This is a genomic window from Niallia taxi (assembly GCF_032818155.1).
GTDB classification, from domain to species: domain Bacteria; phylum Bacillota; class Bacilli; order Bacillales; family Cytobacillaceae; genus Niallia; species Niallia taxi_A.
Map to the genome: position 1 here is coordinate 468,619 of NZ_CP102589.1, position 18,497 is coordinate 487,115.

Here is an 18,497-nt window from a genome sequence, read left to right on the forward strand (position 1 = left end):
AAACATGATAGAATAGAATAGGTTTGAAAAAATGTGATACAGGCATCCTGATCACATTTTTTCTTTTAGTATATATTGATGTTATCCTCTCCCAATAAAGGAGGTTTTAAATTTTATGAGTGAAATGCTCCATGATAGAGTACCCCCGCAAAATATTGAAGCAGAGCAAGCAGTACTTGGGGCGATATTCTTAGAACCACAAAGCTTAACACTTGCTTCGGAAATTCTTATTCCTGAGGATTTTTATAGAGGGGCACACCAAAGAATCTATACAGCAATGCTGAAGTTAAATGACGGAGGAAAGGCTGTTGACCTTATAACTGTCACTGCAGAGCTATCTGCAGGTAATAATCTTGAGGATACTGGCGGTGTCAGCTATTTAAGTGAACTGGCAGCGTCTGTTCCTACCGCAGCTAATATTGAGTATTATGCGAAGATAGTTGAAGAAAAATCGTTGCTGCGAAGACTGATACGGACAGCTACTGATATAGCACAGGATGGCTATGCTCGGGAAGATGAAGTAGAGGTGCTTTTGAGCGAGGCAGAAAAAAACATACTTGAGGTTGCCCAGAGAAAGAACGCTGGGGCGTTCCATAATATTAAGGATGTATTAGTACGAACATATGACAATATTGAGCTCATGCATAACCGCCAAGGTGATATAACTGGTATTGCTACAGGATTCGCAGAGCTTGATAAAATGACAGCTGGTTTCCAACGAAATGACTTAATTATTGTAGGGGCGCGTCCTTCTGTTGGTAAGACGGCCTTTGCCTTGAATATCGCTCAAAACGTAGCCACAACTACTGGTGAAAATGTAGCGATATTTAGTCTTGAGATGGGTGCAGAGCAGCTTGTTATGCGTATGCTATGTGCGGAGGGAAATATTGATGCACAACGTCTTCGTACTGGGTCATTGACTGACGAGGATTGGGGCAAGCTGACTATGGCAATGGGAAGCCTGTCTAATGCCGGTATATTCATTGATGATACCCCAGGGGTTAAAATCACTGATATCCGTTCTAAGTGCCGTAGGCTAAAGCAGGAGCATGGTCTTGGGATGATTCTAATTGATTACTTGCAGCTTATCCTTGGAAGCGGGCGTTCTGGCGAAAACAGACAACAGGAAGTTTCAGAAATTTCCCGTTCTCTTAAACAGCTTGCCCGTGAGTTACAGGTACCAGTTATTGCATTGTCTCAGCTTTCTCGTGGAGTAGAGCAGAGACAAGATAAAAGACCGATGATGTCTGATATAAGGGAATCAGGAAGTATTGAGCAGGATGCAGATATCGTGGCATTCCTGTATCGTGATGACTACTATGACAAAGAATCAGAAAGCAAAAATATCATTGAAATTATCATCGCTAAACAAAGGAATGGACCAACTGGAACAGTACAGTTAGCCTTTGTGAAGGAATATAATAAATTCGTCAATTTAGAACGGCGTTTTGATGATCCTTCCATGCCACCTGGCGCATAATCAAAATAAAAAGCAGATTGGTTGTTTTAAAGCCAATCTGCTTTTTTATTTGAAAAAACCAGCTATATTTCAAGTTTGATAGCTTGGTAAATAGTTAGTAAAATCTATATTAGTAGAATGATTACGAACATAAATTAATTTTCTTGTTTTGAATGTTCGTGTTTTGTTGACTTTTGCATACGAAAATTGGTAAAATAGGTTTGTTTGATAATAAATATAAATATTATAGTAACCTTTGGAGGTGCTTTGGAATATGTCATCAGTCGTGGTTGTTGGAACACAATGGGGAGACGAAGGTAAAGGAAAGATTACTGACTTTTTGTCAGAAAATGCTGAAGTTATTGCTCGCTACCAAGGCGGTAATAATGCAGGTCACACAATTAAATTCAATGGTGAAACATATAAATTACACTTGATTCCATCTGGAATATTCTACAGCGAAAAAATCTGTGTTATCGGTAATGGAATGGTAGTAGATCCGAAAGCGCTACTAACTGAATTAAAATATTTGCATGATAGAGGCGTAACGACAGATAACTTAAGAATTAGCAACCGTGCTCATGTAATCCTACCTTATCATTTAAAACTAGATGAAGTGGAAGAAGAGAGCAAAGGTGCTAATAAAATTGGTACAACTAAAAAAGGAATCGGTCCTGCTTATATGGATAAAGCAGCTAGAATTGGTATCCGTATTGCAGATCTTCTTGATAGAGAAATCTTTGAAGAAAAGCTTGAGCGTAACCTATTAGAGAAAAACCGTCTTCTTGAGCGCATTTATGAGACAGAGGGCTTTAAATTAGAGGATATTCTTGATGAGTATTATGAATATGGACAGCTAATCAAACATTATGTTTGTGATACTTCTGTTGTTTTGAATGATTCCTTAGATGAAGGCAGAAGAGTATTGTTTGAAGGGGCACAAGGCGTAATGCTTGATATCGACCAAGGTACGTATCCATTCGTTACTTCTTCTAACCCTGTTGCTGGTGGAGTTACAATTGGTTCTGGTGTTGGTCCAACGAAAATCAAGCATGTTGTCGGAGTTTCTAAAGCTTATACAACAAGGGTTGGTGATGGTCCTTTCCCTACAGAGCTTGATAATGAAATTGGTCACCAAATTAGGGAAGTTGGTCGTGAATACGGTACAACAACAGGAAGACCTCGTCGTGTTGGCTGGTTTGATAGTGTCGTTGTACGTCATGCTCGCAGAGTTAGCGGCATTACAGACCTTTCTCTGAACTCTATCGACGTTCTGACAGGTATTGAAACACTTAAAATCTGTGTTGCTTATAAATACAATGGAGAAGTAATGGAGGAGTTCCCTGCAAGCCTTAAAGTATTGGCACAATGTGAACCAGTATTCGAAGAGCTTCCAGGCTGGACAGAGGACATTACTGGCTGCAAATCACTAAGTGAATTGCCTGCAAATGCACGTCATTACTTAGAAAGAGTTGCACAGCTTACAGGTATTCCGTTGTCTATTTTCTCAGTAGGACCAGACAGAAGCCAAACAAATGTTGTTCACAGTCCATGGAGACAAAGCTAAAAAAAGATTATTTTATGTGAAGGAGCCGCTTTTAAGAGCGGCTCCTAAATATTTTTTTAATTTTTTTTGTAAAAAGTATTGCCATTTATATAATAAGCATGGTAATATAAAAAGCGTCGCCAATGAAGCGAAATAAAGCAGAAAAAAATCTGCAAGTTCTCTTTAATAATAGCGAGTCATTAGCTCAGTTGGTAGAGCATCTGACTTTTAATCAGAGGGTCGCAGGTTCGAATCCTGCATGACTCACCATTTCTAATATGGCCCATTGGTCAAGCGGTTAAGACACCGCCCTTTCACGGCGGTAACACGGGTTCGAATCCCGTATGGGTCATTTTATATATATAGATTTATCTGGTCCCGTGGTGTAGCGGTTAACATGCCTGCCTGTCACGCAGGAGATCGCGGGTTCGATTCCCGTCGGGACCGCCATTTTTGTTTCATATGCTTTCTGCATATTTCACATAAATTATATAGAAATATTAATGTGGCTCAGTAGCTCAGTCGGTAGAGCAAAGGACTGAAAATCCTTGTGTCGGCGGTTCGATTCCGTCCTGAGCCATCCTTTGAAAAAACAACTATACAATTGCTATAGTTGTTTTTTTATTTGCCCAAATCATTACTTTAACAATAATACAATTCGATTACAATAATGCAACGTTTCCAAGATAGGGATTGAAAGTATGTTAAAATGATAGAAGGCATGATTTTATGCAGTTCTAGAGGACTGAATCAATGAAATAAAAAAAGGCGGTGAGAGGCAAGTAAATGCCTATCAACCGCAAAAAAGGAAAATGAAACTACATCTAATTAAACGATTGAATATACGAAAAGGTTTCATTAATATAGAAAATTTATTAACCCTCTATTTTGGAGGGTTTTTCAAATTATAAGGAAGCAAGTATTGCTTAATAGTTGTAATGAAATAGTGGAAGTAGAGTAGAATAGAAAAAAAGTGAATATATAAAATGAAAATGGTAAAGTAGAAAGTAGAACAAACCCTTGAAATAACATAACTTATAATAGACAGATTACATTGAAGGAGATAAGTGTGCATGAATAAAAAAATACTTGTAGTAGATGATGAAAAACCGATTGCGGATATTCTGCAATTTAATCTAAAAAAAGAAGGATTTGAAGTTCATTGTGCTTATGATGGCAATGCAGCCTTAGAAATGGTAGAAGAAGTACAACCAGATTTAGTTTTACTTGATATCATGCTTCCACAGCGAGATGGGATGGAAGTATGTCGAGAGATTCGCAAGAAGTATGAAATGCCAATCATTATGCTAACAGCTAAAGACTCTGAGATTGACAAAGTACTTGGACTTGAGCTCGGTGCAGATGATTATGTCACAAAGCCTTTCAGCACAAGAGAGCTGATTGCCCGCGTAAAGGCGAACTTGAGACGTCATCAGCAGGTTCCAGCTGCTTCAGAAGAGGAAAATGAATCAAACGAGATTGAAGTAGGATCTTTAATCATTCACCCGGATGCTTATATCGTTTCTAAAAGAGGAGAAATGATTGAGCTCACACATCGTGAGTTCGAGCTTCTTCATTATTTGGCTAAACACATTGGTCAGGTAATGACGAGAGAGCATTTGCTGCAAACAGTGTGGGGATATGACTATTATGGAGATGTGAGAACAGTGGATGTAACTGTGCGAAGACTGAGAGAAAAAATAGAGGATAACCCAAGTCATCCATCCTGGATTGTAACGAGAAGAGGCGTAGGGTACTACTTGCGTAATCCTGAACAGGAGTAATAGATATTAATGAAAAAAGTTAGTTTTTTTAGATCAATTCATGTAAAGCTAATGATAATAATTGTATTGCTCATACTTATATCGATTCAGATTATCGGTGTGTACTTTGTCCAAAAGCTTCAGTCTACATTAATTGAAAACTTTAAGACCTCTATTCAGGAAAAGGTAAATATTCTATCCATTTATATGGAGGAGCAGCTCGTAAAGGAGCGTCCTGTTGAAGGCACGGGAACAACACTTGAAGATGATGTAAAAAGGCTGTTAAGCGAAAATAATAATGCTACAGATATTCAAGAAATTAGAGTAATCACTAATAACTCGATTATTATTGGGACATCAGATCCCGAAAAACAATCATTGGTCGGCCAGAGAATGGTGGATACTAAAGTTAGAAGGGCTATGTCTAATTCCTCCCAATCGAATTCTTTCATTCGGGTCGAAAACAATAAAAAGGAATATGTCCTAATTACACCGATTCGTCCACAGGGCGGGGAGACGGTTGGAGTTATTTATACGGTCGGGAAAATTCAAGAAGTGTATGACAGTCTTGATAATATTAACAGCATCTTTCAAAAAGGAACTGTTATCACTCTGATTGTTACTGCAATACTTGGAATATTACTGGCTAGAACAATTACTAGACCGATTTCGGACATGCAAAAGCATGCCTTTGCCCTTTCAAAAGGGAACTTCTCTCAAAAGGTTAAAGTGTACGGCTTTGACGAAATTGGTCAACTGGCAATTACCTTTAACAACCTAACGAAAAAACTTCAAGAGTCACAGGCTTCTACTGAGAGTGAAAGAAGGAAGCTGTCATCTGTTTTATCTTATATGACAGATGGTGTTATTGCTACAGACCGGAAAGGCAGAATTATCCTTATAAATGAGCCTGCCGCTAAAATGCTGGACGTTTCACGTGAAACAGTCTTGTCTGAGCCGATTATACATTTACTTGGCTTAAAGGATAAATATACTTTTGATGAGCTTTTAGAAGAGAGAGAATCAGTAATTCTTGATTATAGTACAAACTATGAACCATATATTCTTCGGGCAAACTTTTCTGTTATTCAAAAGGAGACTGGTTTTGTTAATGGTTTAATAACTGTTCTTCATGATATTACAGAGCAGGAGAAAATTGATATGGAACGGAAAGAGTTTGTGGCAAATGTATCGCACGAACTCAGGACGCCGTTAACGACAATGAGAAGCTATGTTGAGGCACTTGCAGAGGGAGCCTGGCAGGATGATGGACTTGCCCCTAAATTTTTAGAGGTCACGCAAAATGAAACAGAACGAATGATTCGTCTTGTGAATGATTTACTTCAGCTTTCTAAGCTTGACAGCAGGGACTACAAGCTGAATAAAGAATTAGTTGATTTTATTGTTTTCTATAACAGGATTATTGATAGATTCGAGCTGACAAAGGAACAGAATGTCACTTTTGAACGGAAGCTGCCAAAACATGTAGCCTTTGTAGAAATTGATGAGGATAAATTAACACAAGTTCTTGATAATATTATTTCAAATGCAATGAAGTATTCCCCAGAAGGCGGCAAAATTACCTTTACCATAAAAGAGCAAGAGCAGCAGTTAATTGTAAGTGTTGCAGATAACGGTGTCGGTATACCGAAGGAAAATATCAGCAAAATCTTTGATCGCTTTTACCGTGTTGACAAAGCGAGAACCAGAAGACTTGGTGGTACAGGCTTAGGTTTGGCTATTGCAAAGGAAATGGTTGAAGCACACGGGGGAAGAATTTGGGCATCGAGTAAAGAAGGAAAAGGAACGAAAATTTCCTTTACACTCCCTTATATTCAATCAGAAGAGGATGATTGGGTATGAATATGAATTATGAAAATGTAAAAAGTCTAGTACTAACAATATTAGTGATGCTGAGTCTGCTTATGTATTATCTACTATGGACAGATCAAGGTAATACAGCAGAAGATCCGAATGATAATATTGTTGAAACAGAGAAAATTGGCAGCAAACAAGAGGTCGCAGACATTGTTCGGCCCGATAGAATTTTCCAGCATATAGATGGAGAAATATATGGTACAATTTCAATGGATGAAATTAATTCTGTACTTAACGTTTTAAAAACAGTTGAATACGGAAGCCTAACAAATATTTCCGAAGAAATAAACGACATCCCTAACTTTATTGAAGATGAAGAAAACAGCATGGAAATTCGGTTTCCAGGTCAAATTCCTTTTAGCCTTTACCGAGATATTCTTCAAATGGATGAAAGTAATTTGTTTAATTTTGATACTATCCTTGTGTCCTATAATCTTGTAAAAGAGGATGAAGGAGCAGTTTACTTTATTTCAAAGAAAGAAGGCAAGGTGTACAAAAGCAGTATATCTGTAAGTTATATTAATAACATTAAAGACTTCCAGGATAACATTACTGCAGAGGATACTTCCTATAATCCTTACTTCAGCTATCAGACAGATAATAATCTGATCTACTTGCCAAAAGGAAAAACAGAAATAAATAAATATATATATAAGAGTGAAACAGTGGATTCCTCGAGGCTGAAAAATGCAATGTTCAGCGTTCCTAGTAATGCTCAAAAGAGTGTGGAGACGAATGAAGAAGTGTATACAGATGAGTCAAGCATGCTGAGAATAGAAAAGGACACTCATGTCGTCAAATTTCTAAAACCATCTGGGACCCTTACAAATGAGTTAAGTCCAAATCAAATAATTGAAAACAGTATTGATTTTGTAAATGATCATGGCGGCTGGGTCAATAATTATTTATTTGTAGATAATAATGATAAGAATATGGTTAATTTCCGTATTTATGATGAATCTGGTTTTCCAGTATTCAACTTAAAAAAGGATTTATCTACTATCCAGGTTTCATGGGAAAATAATAAAGTAGAACAATTCATTACAAGCAATGTGGCTATAACACCAAATCCAATTGATGCGACAGCCCAAAAGCTTGATTCAGGCAGTTCTGTATTAAAGGAAATACAATCCTCGAAAAATTTTGATCCTAATAAGCTGGAGGATATCGTGTCAGGCTATGATATGGTAATAACCAACCCAAGCTATGCTTATTTAGAGCCAAGCTGGTTTTACTTATATAATGGAGAATGGCATCAGTTAGGAGAAGGCGAGACAGGGGGCAGTAAAAGTGGATTGGAGTAAAATTAAAACTATTTTTATTGTTGCCTTCTTGCTTTTGGATATTTATTTGATTTATGAATATACAAAGCTGAAAAAAGATACACAGCAATTTGAGACCGAGGAGCCAGAAACACCAATCTCCAAAACTTTAGCACTTGATGGAATTAAGTATGACGAGGATAAGTTTCCATCTGATATCGAAAAAGGCCAGTACTTAACTGCTAAATCAATGACGTTCAGTGATGAAGATTTGGAGAAGCTGGAAAAGAGTACACTAAGCGGCCAAAGCATAAAAGTCCAAGATTCCATCATGCTTCAATCTATTTTAGAAAAACCAATCAAGCTAAGTGATGATTTTAAGAAGGAAGAATTAGTTGAGTATATTAGAAGTCATATTTTAAACGGTGATCAATATGTCTTTTGGGAAAAGAAGGACAATACAATCACCTATTATCAACAGTATAATGGCAAAACACTATATCATAACTTAAAAGGGGAACTAACCTTTTTAGTAAATGAAGAAAATAACATCGTATCCTATAATCAAACCTATCTGCAGGACATTAAAGAATTTGATGAGAAGGAAACGTTAGTAAAGCCGTTAGAGGCTATTTACGCGCTCTACAAGAATGCCTACTTGGAAATGAACACATACATCTCCAATGTAGAGCTTGGCTATTATTCACAGCAGAATGCACCATCTGTGCAGCTGCTGGCACCAACTTGGAAAATTACTTTAAAAGGACAGAAAAATCTCTATGTCAATGCGTTAAATGGGGAGATTATAAAGCCAGGGATGGAAGAGACGAAATTGGAGTGAACAAAACATGCATTTTAGTGTTCTCGCGAGTGGGAGTACAGGCAATGCTATTTATGTAGAATCAGGGGAACATGCATTTTTAGTTGATGCAGGTTTGAGCGGAAAACAAATGGAAACATTGTTTCAAGGCATTGATCGAAAAATGGACAAGCTTTCGGGTATATTTGTTACACATGAACATAGTGATCATATTAAAGGTGTTGGAATTATTGCAAGGAAGTATAACCTGCCGATTTACGCGAACGAAAAAACGTGGAAGGCAATGGAGCCCTTGATCGGGACAATTCCTGTTGAGCAAAAGTTTCAATTTGATATGGAAACAGTCAAAACGTTCGGAGATGTCTCCATTGAGTCTTTCGGAGTGTCTCATGATGCAGCAGAGCCAATGTTTTATGTTTTCCACCAAGGAGAAAAGAAGCTTGTGCTCATTACTGACACAGGTTATGTGAGTGATCGTATGAAAGGGATTATTCGTAATGCGGATTCTTATGTGTTTGAAAGCAATCATGATGTACAGATGCTGAGAATGGGAAGATATCCTTGGAATATTAAAAGACGTATATTAAGTGATGTTGGACATGTTTCTAATGAGGATGCAGCTATTGCAATGAGTGAGGTTATTGGTGATCGCACAAAGCATATTTATTTGGCACATTTAAGCATGGATAACAATATTAAGGACTTAGCTAGAATGTCAGTGTCACAAACGCTAGAACAGCGTGGAGTGGAGTTAACAGACCAGCTAGGACTTTATGATACAGATCCAAAAAAACCGACCAATTTAATGGCGATTTAAAGAAAAGGCAAGCAGAACCAATCTGCTTGCCTTTTTTTGTATGTCATAAGCAGGATTTTTACTTAATACAATGTTAGGACTTGAATTTCTTGATTATGTTGTTTGTTTTTGCGAGGAATAGGAAAAATTAATAAGGTACTTATCAGTGTCTTATTAAAAGGCTCTTATTTATAGATAGCTTGCCTTTACGAATAAGGACATACTAGCTAGGAAAACAATTGTTCAGAAGGAAGGCGGTATGACTAATGACAAATGACGAAGAGTTTCGTTATGAAGAGTATAAAAGGAGCAGACCTCAACGAAAGAGAAGAGGGTATTTCTTTGCCGGTTTTATCGGTGCAATTATTGGTGCCTTAATCATTGTCCTCCTGCTCCCCCGTTTATCCCAATTAGGAGTATTGTCCATGCTGCAAGGCTCAACAAGCGGTGCTAATTTTAGTGGGATTACACAGGGCGTTTCTGTTGATGTTGATACAGATGTTACAAAGGCAGTCGATATTGCCGCAGATGCTGTTGTTGGGATAACAAACTTACAGGAATCTGGCTTTTGGGCTGATGCCAGCGAGTCAGAGGCTGGCACAGGATCAGGTGTTATCTACCGAAAAAGTGGTGATACAGCTTATATTGTGACAAATAACCACGTAGTGGAAGGAGCATCAGAGCTTGAGGTCACCCTTGCTGACGGTAAAAAGGTTAGCGCAGAGCTTATAGGAAGTGATATTTGGACCGATTTAGCCGTACTTAAGGTAAGCTCAAAGGACATTTCAAAGGTTGCCGAGTTCGGCAATTCAGATGCTCTAAAATCTGGTGAACCAGTTATAGCAATTGGGAATCCTCTTGGCCTGACATTTTCCGGATCTGTAACACAGGGGATTGTTTCAGGACTTGACAGAACAATCCCAATCGACATTAATAGTGATGGAGTTGCTGATTGGCAGTCAGAGGTTATTCAAACAGATGCAGCAATTAATCCAGGAAACAGCGGCGGTGCGCTTGTTAATATTAAAGGCCAACTCATTGGAATAAACAGCATGAAAATCTCAGAGTCCTCTGTAGAGGGAATTGGCTTAGCAATACCGATAAACTCTGCTGTTCCAATTATCGAGGATCTTGAAGAGTATGGAGAAGTTAAACGTCCTTACATGGGGGTTGAGCTTGAGTCAGTAAGTGATATTCCAGGTTATTATCAAGAAGAGGCGCTTAAGCTGCCGAAAGACTTAACAACAGGTGTTGCAATTAAATCTGTATCACCTAAATCTCCTGCAGAGAAAGCAGGCTTGAAGGAACTAGACGTTATCGTTGAGCTTGATGGCAAAAAGATTAAAGATTTAATTGAATTACGCAAGCATTTGTATACAGATAAAAAAATCGGTGATAAGCTCAAAATTAAATACTATCGAGAAGGAAAAGAGAAAACAGCAGAATTGACTCTTTCTGAAGATAAAATGTAATAGAAGGGGAGCCCCCTTCTATTTTTTTATTTTTCTAAAAAAGATATAACCTTTATTAAGAGCTTAATTATTTCCTGTAGAAGTTGAAGTTTAAGCAAGGAATGGTAAGATGGAATGTGGATAAGTTTTTAAATAATAAATATAAAATATATCCACAGACTAAAAATGAATAAATACAGCAATCAACACAAAGGAGTATATATAAAATGATATTTAGCTGCGAAGAACATGTAGATATAGCAATAGATACAATCGTAAACGACTATGAAACATTCCCATCATTAGAGAAAATAGAACCTGAAAAAAAGTTATCAACAACCTGTGAATATTGTAAAAATAACGCAATATATGTTGTGGCGAACACTTGATTCCATACTATATGTGGATTAAAAATGTGGATATGTGGATAACTTCTGTGGATAATATGTTTGTAAAGTGAGGAATACCTGTGAATATCTCGATTATCACCGTTGGGAAATTAAAAGAAAAGTATTTAAAACAAGGAATTGAAGAATATACAAAACGGCTTTCAAGCTATTCTAAAATAGAAATAATCGAAGTGCCAGATGAAAAGGCACCAGAGGTTTTGAGCGAGGCTGAAATGATTCAAGTCAAGGATAAAGAGGGAGAAAGAATACTTGCAAAGGTACCAGCTGATGCTCATGTTATCGCATTAGCAATTGATGGTAAGCAAAAGTCTTCTGAAGAGCTTGCAGATACATTGGACAAGCTCGCAACCTACGGGAAAAGTAAAGTAGCCTTCATTATTGGCGGATCGCTAGGCTTAAGTGGCCAAGTCTTACAAAGAGCAGACGACAAGCTATCTTTCAGTAAGATGACTTTTCCACATCAGTTGATGCGCTTGATTTTGGTGGAGCAGGTTTATCGGGCGTTTCGGATTAATCGAGGGGAGCCTTATCATAAGTAAATGAGGTTTTTAACAGTCTAATTTAGGTTAGACTGTTTTTTTTATGAAATATACTAGTAATGGATTAAATATATCTATCGATGGTAGCACTTTTTTAACCGTATTCCGACAAACTCCATACATAAAATATCGAGTGAACAATCAATGGTTACAATAAGATGTAACTATAAAGGAGGGAAATGAAATGTTACAGGAATTCAATAAACTGATGGATTACATCGAAGAAAACCTAACGGAACAAATATCTGGAAAAGAAATCTCAAAAATAGTTGGAATGTCTGATTATCATTTTAAAAGAATGTTTTCGTATATGGCAGGAATGTCGTTGAATGAGTATATCAAAAACAGAAGATTATCGGTTGCGAATGTTGAATTAATAAATGGTGCGAGGGTGACGGATGTTGCCTTTAAATATGGATATCAATCAATTGAGGGATTTTCCAGAGCATTTCGTGAATGGTGTGGTTTTTTACCTTCGGAAGTAACTAAAAATAAAATCCAAAAATCATTTCCCAAATTTTCATTTTTTATCGATATACGGGGAGGAATTTCTATGGAGTTCAAAATTGAAAGGAAAAAGAAGTTTAATTTAGTCGGTGTTGCGAAAAGAGTGCCTATACAGTTTGAAGGTGTCAATAATGCGATTTTAGAACTAGCCCAGTCTATTAACGAGCAGCAAAGAGATGAGATGCATCAGTTAGCTGATTTATATCCCCATCAAGTCTTGAATATATCCTATGATTTTGATGATGGTTACTTAGAAGAAAAGGGTTATTTAACGCATATGATTGGCTTTGCTACAACAAAGGAAAATTCATTTTCTGATTTAGAACAACTATCTATTGAAGAAGGCCTATGGGCAATTTTCCCTAACCAAGGACCTTTCCCTGCTACCCTTCAAGAAACCACCGCGAAAATTTATTCAGAGTGGTTGCCATCTTCAGATTATGAAATAGCTGATTTACCCGGAATCTCTTTTACAAAGCATGATAGTACGAATGAAAATGTCTATAGTGAAGTTTGGATGCCAATAAAGGAAAAAGTTAAGCTGTAGTTATGAGATTTAAGGTATAAGAGTTGTATTAAGTCTCCTCAAATAAAATAAAAGTGAATTCGATATTTCGAATTCACTTTTTGTTAAATACAGAAGTACTTTGGGATTGATGTTCTTATGTACATAAAAATGAAAGGCGTTAAATTAGTTCTGGTCATCCAAATTCGATTGTGCTCCGTCCAGCCACAATTGAAATAAATAGATGATTAACGAAAATCCGACCATCATGGCAACAACAGCAATTGTAGGCAGGGTTGAATTTCCTGAAACAAGTCCAAGTCGCTCCCATATTGGGTAAACAATATACATAAATGCCCCATCCAAAAGTATATTAACAGTAAGATACAACCAAAATTTCCCGAAAGTAAAATGGAATACCCAGATAACTATAACTAAATATGCTCCATACACCCAAGGAACTGGAATAATTTTATCCCATCCAAACAGGCTGGAGCCTGTTTCATTCCACCAGCCGTAATGGTGGGCCGCTTGATATGCTAAGGAATGAATTACGGTCATAAATAGAGCGACCGGTATGTATCTACGAACAGTTATCATCTTTAAAAAAAACAAGGAAAGCCAAGGTAATACCAAGAGTAACCAGAGGATAATCTGTTTCATATCATTAATACCTCACAGTAGTTTTATATGTATTATTGCTTTTAGTACTGATATTTATTCGTTAGTAAAAAGATATAATGGAAACAATGCAGTATATAACCCAACCAAAAACTTGTTTTCGGGAATAACCAAGTACATTAAATAAAAGCATCAAAACGTTAGTTTCCATGAATAAGTATGTTTCTATTTATGAACAAATATGCTGTAATAGTGTTAGAATACCTGTTGTTAGTAGTAAAAAAAGTGAGGAATTAATGGTGAAAAAATTTAAGAAGTTTTATTTAGAGATTACAAGTGTATGTAATCTTGCCTGCAGCTTTTGTCCACCAACAGAACGACAAAAGCAATTTATTTCTGTGGAGGATTTTTCTAAGAGGTTAGACCAGATTAAACCGCATACAGACTATATTTATTTACATGTAAAGGGTGAGCCCTTGCTCCATCCTAAAATAGGCGATCTGTTAGACTTAAGCCATGAAAAGGGCTTTAAGGTTAATATCACAACTAATGGAACCTTAATTAATAAAAAGAGGGAAAAATTATTAAATAAGCCTGCGCTAAGACAAATGAATTTTTCACTTCATAGCTTTGATGGCCATATTGGTTCTAAGGATAAGGAAGGGTATGTGAGAAGTGTTCTTTCCTTCATTAAAGAAGCGACAAGTCAGTCAGATTTAATTGTTTCCCTAAGATTATGGAATCTTACACAAGACAATACGACGAATATTGAAAGAGAACGAAACAGAGAATTATTAGAAATTATCGAGAAAGAATTTGAACTAGACTACAAAATTGAAGAGAAGGTCACACCAGGAAGCGGCATTAAAATCGCGGAACGAATCTTCATCAATCAAGATTATGAATTTCAGTGGCCTGCATTGCACGAGGAAGAAGATGATGGCAAAGGCTTCTGCTATGGTATGCGAAATCAAGCAGGTATTTTAGCAAACGGCACCGTTATTCCTTGTTGCCTTGATGGTGAGGGTGTAATCAATCTTGGCAATATTAATGATAACTCATTTTCGGATATTATCGAGATGGATAGAGCCAAAAACCTTGTAGAAGGTTTTTCACGAAGAGTGGCAGTGGAGGAGCTATGCAGGAAATGTGGTTATCGTAAAAGGTTTGGAAAGTAATTTTCTGTTTTTTAAATAATATGCAATCAGGATTTTCGGTAAAAGAAGAGAAAATCCTGATTGAAATTAGACTTTAATAAATCTCCTTTAATGTCAAAACTCCGCATTATTCCAGTTTAAACTTATTTTTCAACAACTGGAATCCACATTTCACCATAAACTATTCCGTTTTTCTGCTCCATCTCAACGGTCGCATTTGGCCCGCCAACATAAGCAATGGTTTGTACCTCTGGTAAGGCTTGACCAAAGGCAATGCCGGTAAGCTGATTGCTCAACTCCTCAGCTGTGTGTGCTTCTCCTTTAACAATTAAATAGAGGCCTTTAGGGAATTGGATAACTCTAGACGCTTCGTCTGGTAACGTTTTGTCTGTTAATACGCCAGCATAATGCATCATTTTGTTGTTAACTGCCTCGTTTACTGCAAAAATATAATCGTTTGTAGCAAGTGCTTTTAACGTGGCTAGTCTTCCATCTTGTTTGACGGCTTGCCAAAAGTCTGACTTTTCCTTATTTATGCCAGCATAGTCTGTATAATCGCTTATTAGCTCGATTCCTAATCCTAATACTGTAAAACTTTCTTTCTCTTCTAAAGTATACTGTGCCATATTCAAAACCTGCCCTTTTTATAATTTTTCAAATGACTTGTATTTTCACTTGATATGAATATAATATCTTTAAATCATGTCAAAAAATGATACTGTTTAGGAGATCTTAATGAAAAAGATTGAACGGATTAATACTATTATGCGTTATATTAATAATCGTGCCCAATTTACAATTTCTGAAATCATGCAGGAATTTGATATTTCCCGTTCGACAGCTGTTAGGGATATTAAGGAAATTGAAACAATGGGAATGCCGCTTGTCGCTGAGGTTGGCAGGGACGGGGGTTATTATGTTATGAGCAATTCTGTCCTGCCTAATGTTCAGTTTACCGATACTGAGATCAAAGCGCTTTTTATTGCTTTTATGGCCACAAGAAATCAACAGCTTCCATACCTTAAGAGTCGTCAGTCCTTGGCTGAAAAATTACTTGGTCTTCTTTCAGAAAATCAACAAGATGATTTGGTGCTACTGAATCAAATTTTGCTTTTTGAAGGAACCAATCCGAATAATCCAGACCTCCTTGATTTGTCAGATCTGCCTCATCCGATATTAGAAAAAATTATTCGAATTCTTCTTTTAGATAGTTATTTACTGGTTACTCTTAGGGAGGAGAAGGAAATTAAATCATTTCCGATTTTTCTTTTGCATCTGTATCGTGAAAAAAGTCTTTGGTTTATTGAAGGGTTTGATCTGAATGAGGAAAAAAGAAGGATATTTCCTGTTGATAATCTTACAAATGTAGAGCCATATCCAACAAAAAATAGAGTAAGTAAGAAAAAGATTCTAGAAAAACTAAATAATCAGCAGGAAGTATTTAATCTTGTCATAGAGCTTGGTCCAAAGGCGATTACACAGTTTAAAAAATACCATCCTTTGAAAGCTTCCATTTCTTATACAAATCCTTACCAAACGACAGCCATTTTAAAGACCTTTGTTCATGTTAATAATTCAGAAGAATTAACTGAACTAACAAATTGGCTGCTTTTTTTAGGGAAGGATATTAAAGTCAGGGAAGTGCCAGAAGAAGTTTTAGAAGAATTGAGAGAGAGAGTATGCCTATTTGATATATAGGCATACTTCTTCTTGTAACAATTGACAGCAAATATATGTAAAAAATACAACAATATTAATCTATTAGTAAAATATTTGCAGTTCTATAGTCTTATGTACTTTCTTAAAAAGAATGGTATGTATAAAATAAGAGAGTTAGAAGAAGGAGAATTTTTCTAAATAAGTTAGTTTTTGTTGTATATAAAAAAGTTAGGCGATTAATACAAGGAGGAGTTTAAATGAGTCAGTTTCTTCAAATGGGGGCAAATGCAGCTTTAAGTTCTTCAAGGGGAAAGGTTACGGTTAGCTACGAAGCTTCCAATAAAATAGATATTTCTTTAACAGCATTTCTGCTGACTGATTTAGATAAGGTACAAGGAGATAACGGGATTATATTTTATAATCAGCCAAATAGTACTACTGGTGTAGCGAACTTAATACCTGCAGAGCAAATAGGAAACCAAAAAATCCATGAACTTAATTTTGATATGAGTAGAGCACCGGAAGGTATAACTAAAATAGCGATAACTCTTACAGAGGATAATAATACTGGATTCTCAAATGTGAAAAATTTAAAGGCAGAGGTAACTGCAGATGATACTATTATTCAATTAACACCGTCTAGTTTTACAAGTGAAAATGGAATTGTAGTATTAGAGTTATATGTAAGGAACAGTCAGACAAAGGTTAGATCCATTTGGCGTGGGTTTGATTCGGGGCTTGAAGGATTATGTATAAATTATGGTGTTGAAGTTGAACCTGAAGAACAAAATAAGCCGTCTGAACCTATAAGTATTCCTACACAAACGCTTGCTGCAGATACGGCTCTTGAAAAAAGCAACGATGGAAAAAACACATTTGCAACGATAAGCCTTGAAAAGGTAAAAGGGAAGGTAAGCCTCGACAAAGGACAAAAGCCCGTTATCATTGATAAAACACCTGAAATTACTGCTACGGTTTCTTGGAAGACAGGGACAGATTATGATATTTACGCTTTAGTTTATACCAAGAATGGTATGCAGGTTGATGTAGCTATGTTTGGTGCGAGAGGTGTACCACCACTCCGAAGTTATGGAAATGGAGCAGTGGAGCATATGGGTGATGTAGGGAGAAACAGTACATCAACTAAGACAGAGGTTATAAAACTAAGATTAAATGATGATATCCTCGCCGTTGTGCCTGTTGTTTATTCTGCTCAGTCCAATGGAACAGGCTCCTTCTACAGATATAAGGTATCTATGAGTATAGATAATCATAATGGAACATCTGTTACCATTACATCCAAAAACGCTAATAATAATGACAGAATCTATTCGTGTGTGCCTGGAATTCTTCAAAATACGCAAGATGGAGTTATTATAAGTCCACTGGAGCTTTATAGTATGCCTAATTCAGAGTATAGACCGAAACTTAGGATGGGGTATTCAGGTATGGTAGAAGTTCTAATGGATGAGGGACCAGTTAATGATTATAAGTAGATTAGAAATGATGACTCACTTTTACATCTATACGTAAAAGAAAGCAACACAACAAAGGGAATATGCCTTTATTGTGTTGCTTTTTTACTATATATGAAGCTCGACCATTACCATGTAGCAATTTGACTCTCAACATTTACGAATGTCTTTTTCGGAAGTTCGGTAAAATAACCGAGGCAAAGTATGCCTGCAATTCTTTCATCTTGCTGAAGCTCAATTAAAGAATGGATATCTTGAAAGTCTTCAAGATGCCAGGTCATGCCAATCTGATTTGCCCATGCAAGTAGTTGTATATTTTGAATATAGCAACAAACAGCGGCAAAATCTTCATTCGTGATATGTACATCCTGACTCATTTTTGACGTAATGATTAAACAAACTGAGGAGTGAGCAATAGTTGCCTTTTATTGTTGATTGTTTTCTTTATTAAGAGCTTGCGATAATTTTTGTTTTGTCTCGCTTGTATTATGGGCCCAGGTAGCTTCATCCAGTATTTTAAGTATTGATTCTTGGGGGAACTGTTTTTTTTTAAAACCATGCCCGAATTTATAGTTTGTTTATATTTGTGATATATGGAGTTTAGTTATTGTCTCTAAAATAAAAGTAAGCAAATCATAAAGGAGAGATA

The 18,497-nt window shown here is 36.6% G+C and carries 17 protein-coding genes and 4 tRNA genes; 18 read left to right on the top strand and 3 right to left on the bottom strand.

The features are described from left to right. The first annotated feature begins 115 nt into the window (after positions 1–115). The 15 genes from dnaB (at position 116) to NQZ71_RS02495 (ending at position 12,978) form a co-directional block, all read left to right on the top strand. On the top strand, positions 116–1,480 hold the full coding sequence (gene dnaB / locus NQZ71_RS02425) for a replicative DNA helicase (protein ID WP_127738818.1): 1,365 nt from the start codon (positions 116–118) through the stop codon (positions 1,478–1,480). 253 nt (positions 1,481–1,733) lie between these two features. Then, on the top strand, positions 1,734–3,026 hold the full coding sequence (locus tag NQZ71_RS02430; RefSeq protein ID WP_127738819.1) for an adenylosuccinate synthase: 1,293 nt from the start codon (positions 1,734–1,736) through the stop codon (positions 3,024–3,026). 173 nt (positions 3,027–3,199) lie between these two features. Then, positions 3,200–3,275: transfer RNA gene (locus NQZ71_RS02435), tRNA-Lys, on the top strand. 10 nt (positions 3,276–3,285) lie between these two features. Further along, a tRNA-Glu gene (locus NQZ71_RS02440) sits at positions 3,286–3,357 on the top strand. A gap of 22 nt (positions 3,358–3,379) precedes the next feature. Next, a tRNA-Asp gene (locus tag NQZ71_RS02445) sits at positions 3,380–3,455 on the top strand. Between the two features lie 57 nt (positions 3,456–3,512). Next, a tRNA-Phe gene (locus tag NQZ71_RS02450) sits at positions 3,513–3,585 on the top strand. A gap of 493 nt (positions 3,586–4,078) precedes the next feature. Then, positions 4,079–4,789 carry a response regulator YycF gene (yycF, locus tag NQZ71_RS02455; RefSeq protein ID WP_317011239.1) on the top strand — a complete coding sequence of 237 codons (711 nt, stop codon included), beginning with the start codon at positions 4,079–4,081 and terminating at the stop codon, positions 4,787–4,789. A gap of 9 nt (positions 4,790–4,798) precedes the next feature. After that, entirely contained in the window at positions 4,799–6,631 is a 1,833-nt protein-coding gene (gene walK, locus NQZ71_RS02460) for a cell wall metabolism sensor histidine kinase WalK (protein WP_127738821.1), read from the top strand. Further along, positions 6,628–7,950, top strand: coding sequence for a YycH family regulatory protein (locus NQZ71_RS02465; protein WP_260055178.1), 1,323 nt, complete (start codon positions 6,628–6,630; stop codon positions 7,948–7,950). The genes walK and NQZ71_RS02465 overlap by 4 nt, the downstream gene beginning before the upstream one ends. Then, entirely contained in the window at positions 7,937–8,749 is an 813-nt protein-coding gene (locus NQZ71_RS02470) for a two-component system regulatory protein YycI (protein ID WP_127738823.1), read from the top strand. Before NQZ71_RS02465 ends, NQZ71_RS02470 begins: the two co-directional genes overlap by 14 nt. 7 nt (positions 8,750–8,756) lie before the next feature. Continuing rightward, the gene (locus NQZ71_RS02475; protein ID WP_144454978.1) at positions 8,757–9,545 is read left to right on the top strand and encodes an MBL fold metallo-hydrolase; all 789 of its coding nucleotides are present in this window, start codon (positions 8,757–8,759) and stop codon (positions 9,543–9,545) included. A gap of 245 nt (positions 9,546–9,790) precedes the next feature. Next, positions 9,791–10,996 (top strand): S1C family serine protease, encoded by a 1,206-nt coding sequence (locus NQZ71_RS02480; RefSeq protein WP_260055179.1) that lies wholly within the window; start codon positions 9,791–9,793, stop codon positions 10,994–10,996. A gap of 206 nt (positions 10,997–11,202) precedes the next feature. Then, the gene (locus NQZ71_RS02485) at positions 11,203–11,364 is read left to right on the top strand and encodes a CxxH/CxxC protein (protein ID WP_127738826.1); all 162 of its coding nucleotides are present in this window, start codon (positions 11,203–11,205) and stop codon (positions 11,362–11,364) included. 80 nt (positions 11,365–11,444) lie between these two features. After that, complete coding sequence (gene rlmH / locus NQZ71_RS02490) at positions 11,445–11,924, top strand: 23S rRNA (pseudouridine(1915)-N(3))-methyltransferase RlmH (RefSeq protein ID WP_260055180.1); 480 nt, start codon at positions 11,445–11,447, stop codon at positions 11,922–11,924. Positions 11,925–12,108: 184 nt separating this feature from the next. Further along, complete coding sequence (locus NQZ71_RS02495; protein WP_317011241.1) at positions 12,109–12,978, top strand: AraC family transcriptional regulator; 870 nt, start codon at positions 12,109–12,111, stop codon at positions 12,976–12,978. A 144-nt stretch (positions 12,979–13,122) separates the two neighbouring features. Here NQZ71_RS02495 and NQZ71_RS02500 read toward each other — a convergent pair whose 3' ends face one another. Then, positions 13,123–13,497 (bottom strand): hypothetical protein, encoded by a 375-nt coding sequence (locus NQZ71_RS02500; protein WP_275008149.1) that lies wholly within the window; start codon positions 13,495–13,497, stop codon positions 13,123–13,125. Between the two features lie 359 nt (positions 13,498–13,856). Here NQZ71_RS02500 and NQZ71_RS02505 point away from each other — a divergent pair, with 359 nt between their 5' ends. Continuing rightward, positions 13,857–14,735, top strand: coding sequence for a radical SAM/SPASM domain-containing protein (locus NQZ71_RS02505; RefSeq protein WP_144455159.1), 879 nt, complete (start codon positions 13,857–13,859; stop codon positions 14,733–14,735). A gap of 122 nt (positions 14,736–14,857) precedes the next feature. Here NQZ71_RS02505 and NQZ71_RS02510 read toward each other — a convergent pair whose 3' ends face one another. Next, a complete protein-coding gene (locus tag NQZ71_RS02510) occupies positions 14,858–15,340 on the bottom strand; it encodes a GyrI-like domain-containing protein (RefSeq protein WP_317011243.1) in 483 nt (160 codons plus the stop codon). A gap of 109 nt (positions 15,341–15,449) precedes the next feature. On the opposite strand from NQZ71_RS02510, the gene NQZ71_RS02515 reads away from it, so the two are divergent. Both NQZ71_RS02515 and NQZ71_RS02520 read left to right on the top strand, forming a co-directional pair. Next, the gene (locus tag NQZ71_RS02515; protein WP_275008152.1) at positions 15,450–16,412 is read left to right on the top strand and encodes a helix-turn-helix transcriptional regulator; all 963 of its coding nucleotides are present in this window, start codon (positions 15,450–15,452) and stop codon (positions 16,410–16,412) included. Positions 16,413–16,630: 218 nt separating this feature from the next. Beyond that, positions 16,631–17,869, top strand: a complete 1,239-nt coding sequence (locus NQZ71_RS02520) for a TerD family protein (RefSeq protein ID WP_144454985.1) — start codon at positions 16,631–16,633, stop codon at positions 17,867–17,869. 107 nt (positions 17,870–17,976) lie between these two features. Here NQZ71_RS02520 and NQZ71_RS02525 read toward each other — a convergent pair whose 3' ends face one another. Beyond that, entirely contained in the window at positions 17,977–18,264 is a 288-nt protein-coding gene (locus tag NQZ71_RS02525) for a nitroreductase family protein (protein ID WP_342487218.1), read from the bottom strand. Positions 18,265–18,497: the final 233 nt, after the last annotated feature.

Coding starts and splice junctions, on each gene's coding strand:
- dnaB (WP_127738818.1), top strand. CDS start 116: ATGAGTGAAATGCTCCATGATAGAGTACCCCCGCAAAATATTGAAGCA.
- NQZ71_RS02430 (WP_127738819.1), top strand. CDS start 1,734: ATGTCATCAGTCGTGGTTGTTGGAACACAATGGGGAGACGAAGGTAAA.
- yycF (WP_317011239.1), top strand. CDS start 4,079: ATGAATAAAAAAATACTTGTAGTAGATGATGAAAAACCGATTGCGGAT.
- walK (WP_127738821.1), top strand. CDS start 4,799: ATGAAAAAAGTTAGTTTTTTTAGATCAATTCATGTAAAGCTAATGATA.
- NQZ71_RS02465 (WP_260055178.1), top strand. CDS start 6,628: ATGAATATGAATTATGAAAATGTAAAAAGTCTAGTACTAACAATATTA.
- NQZ71_RS02475 (WP_144454978.1), top strand. CDS start 8,757: ATGCATTTTAGTGTTCTCGCGAGTGGGAGTACAGGCAATGCTATTTAT.
- NQZ71_RS02480 (WP_260055179.1), top strand. CDS start 9,791: ATGACAAATGACGAAGAGTTTCGTTATGAAGAGTATAAAAGGAGCAGA.
- NQZ71_RS02485 (WP_127738826.1), top strand. CDS start 11,203: ATGATATTTAGCTGCGAAGAACATGTAGATATAGCAATAGATACAATC.
- NQZ71_RS02495 (WP_317011241.1), top strand. CDS start 12,109: ATGTTACAGGAATTCAATAAACTGATGGATTACATCGAAGAAAACCTA.
- NQZ71_RS02500 (WP_275008149.1), bottom strand. CDS start 13,497: ATGACCGTAATTCATTCCTTAGCATATCAAGCGGCCCACCATTACGGC.
- NQZ71_RS02510 (WP_317011243.1), bottom strand. CDS start 15,340: ATGGCACAGTATACTTTAGAAGAGAAAGAAAGTTTTACAGTATTAGGA.
- NQZ71_RS02515 (WP_275008152.1), top strand. CDS start 15,450: ATGAAAAAGATTGAACGGATTAATACTATTATGCGTTATATTAATAAT.
- NQZ71_RS02520 (WP_144454985.1), top strand. CDS start 16,631: ATGAGTCAGTTTCTTCAAATGGGGGCAAATGCAGCTTTAAGTTCTTCA.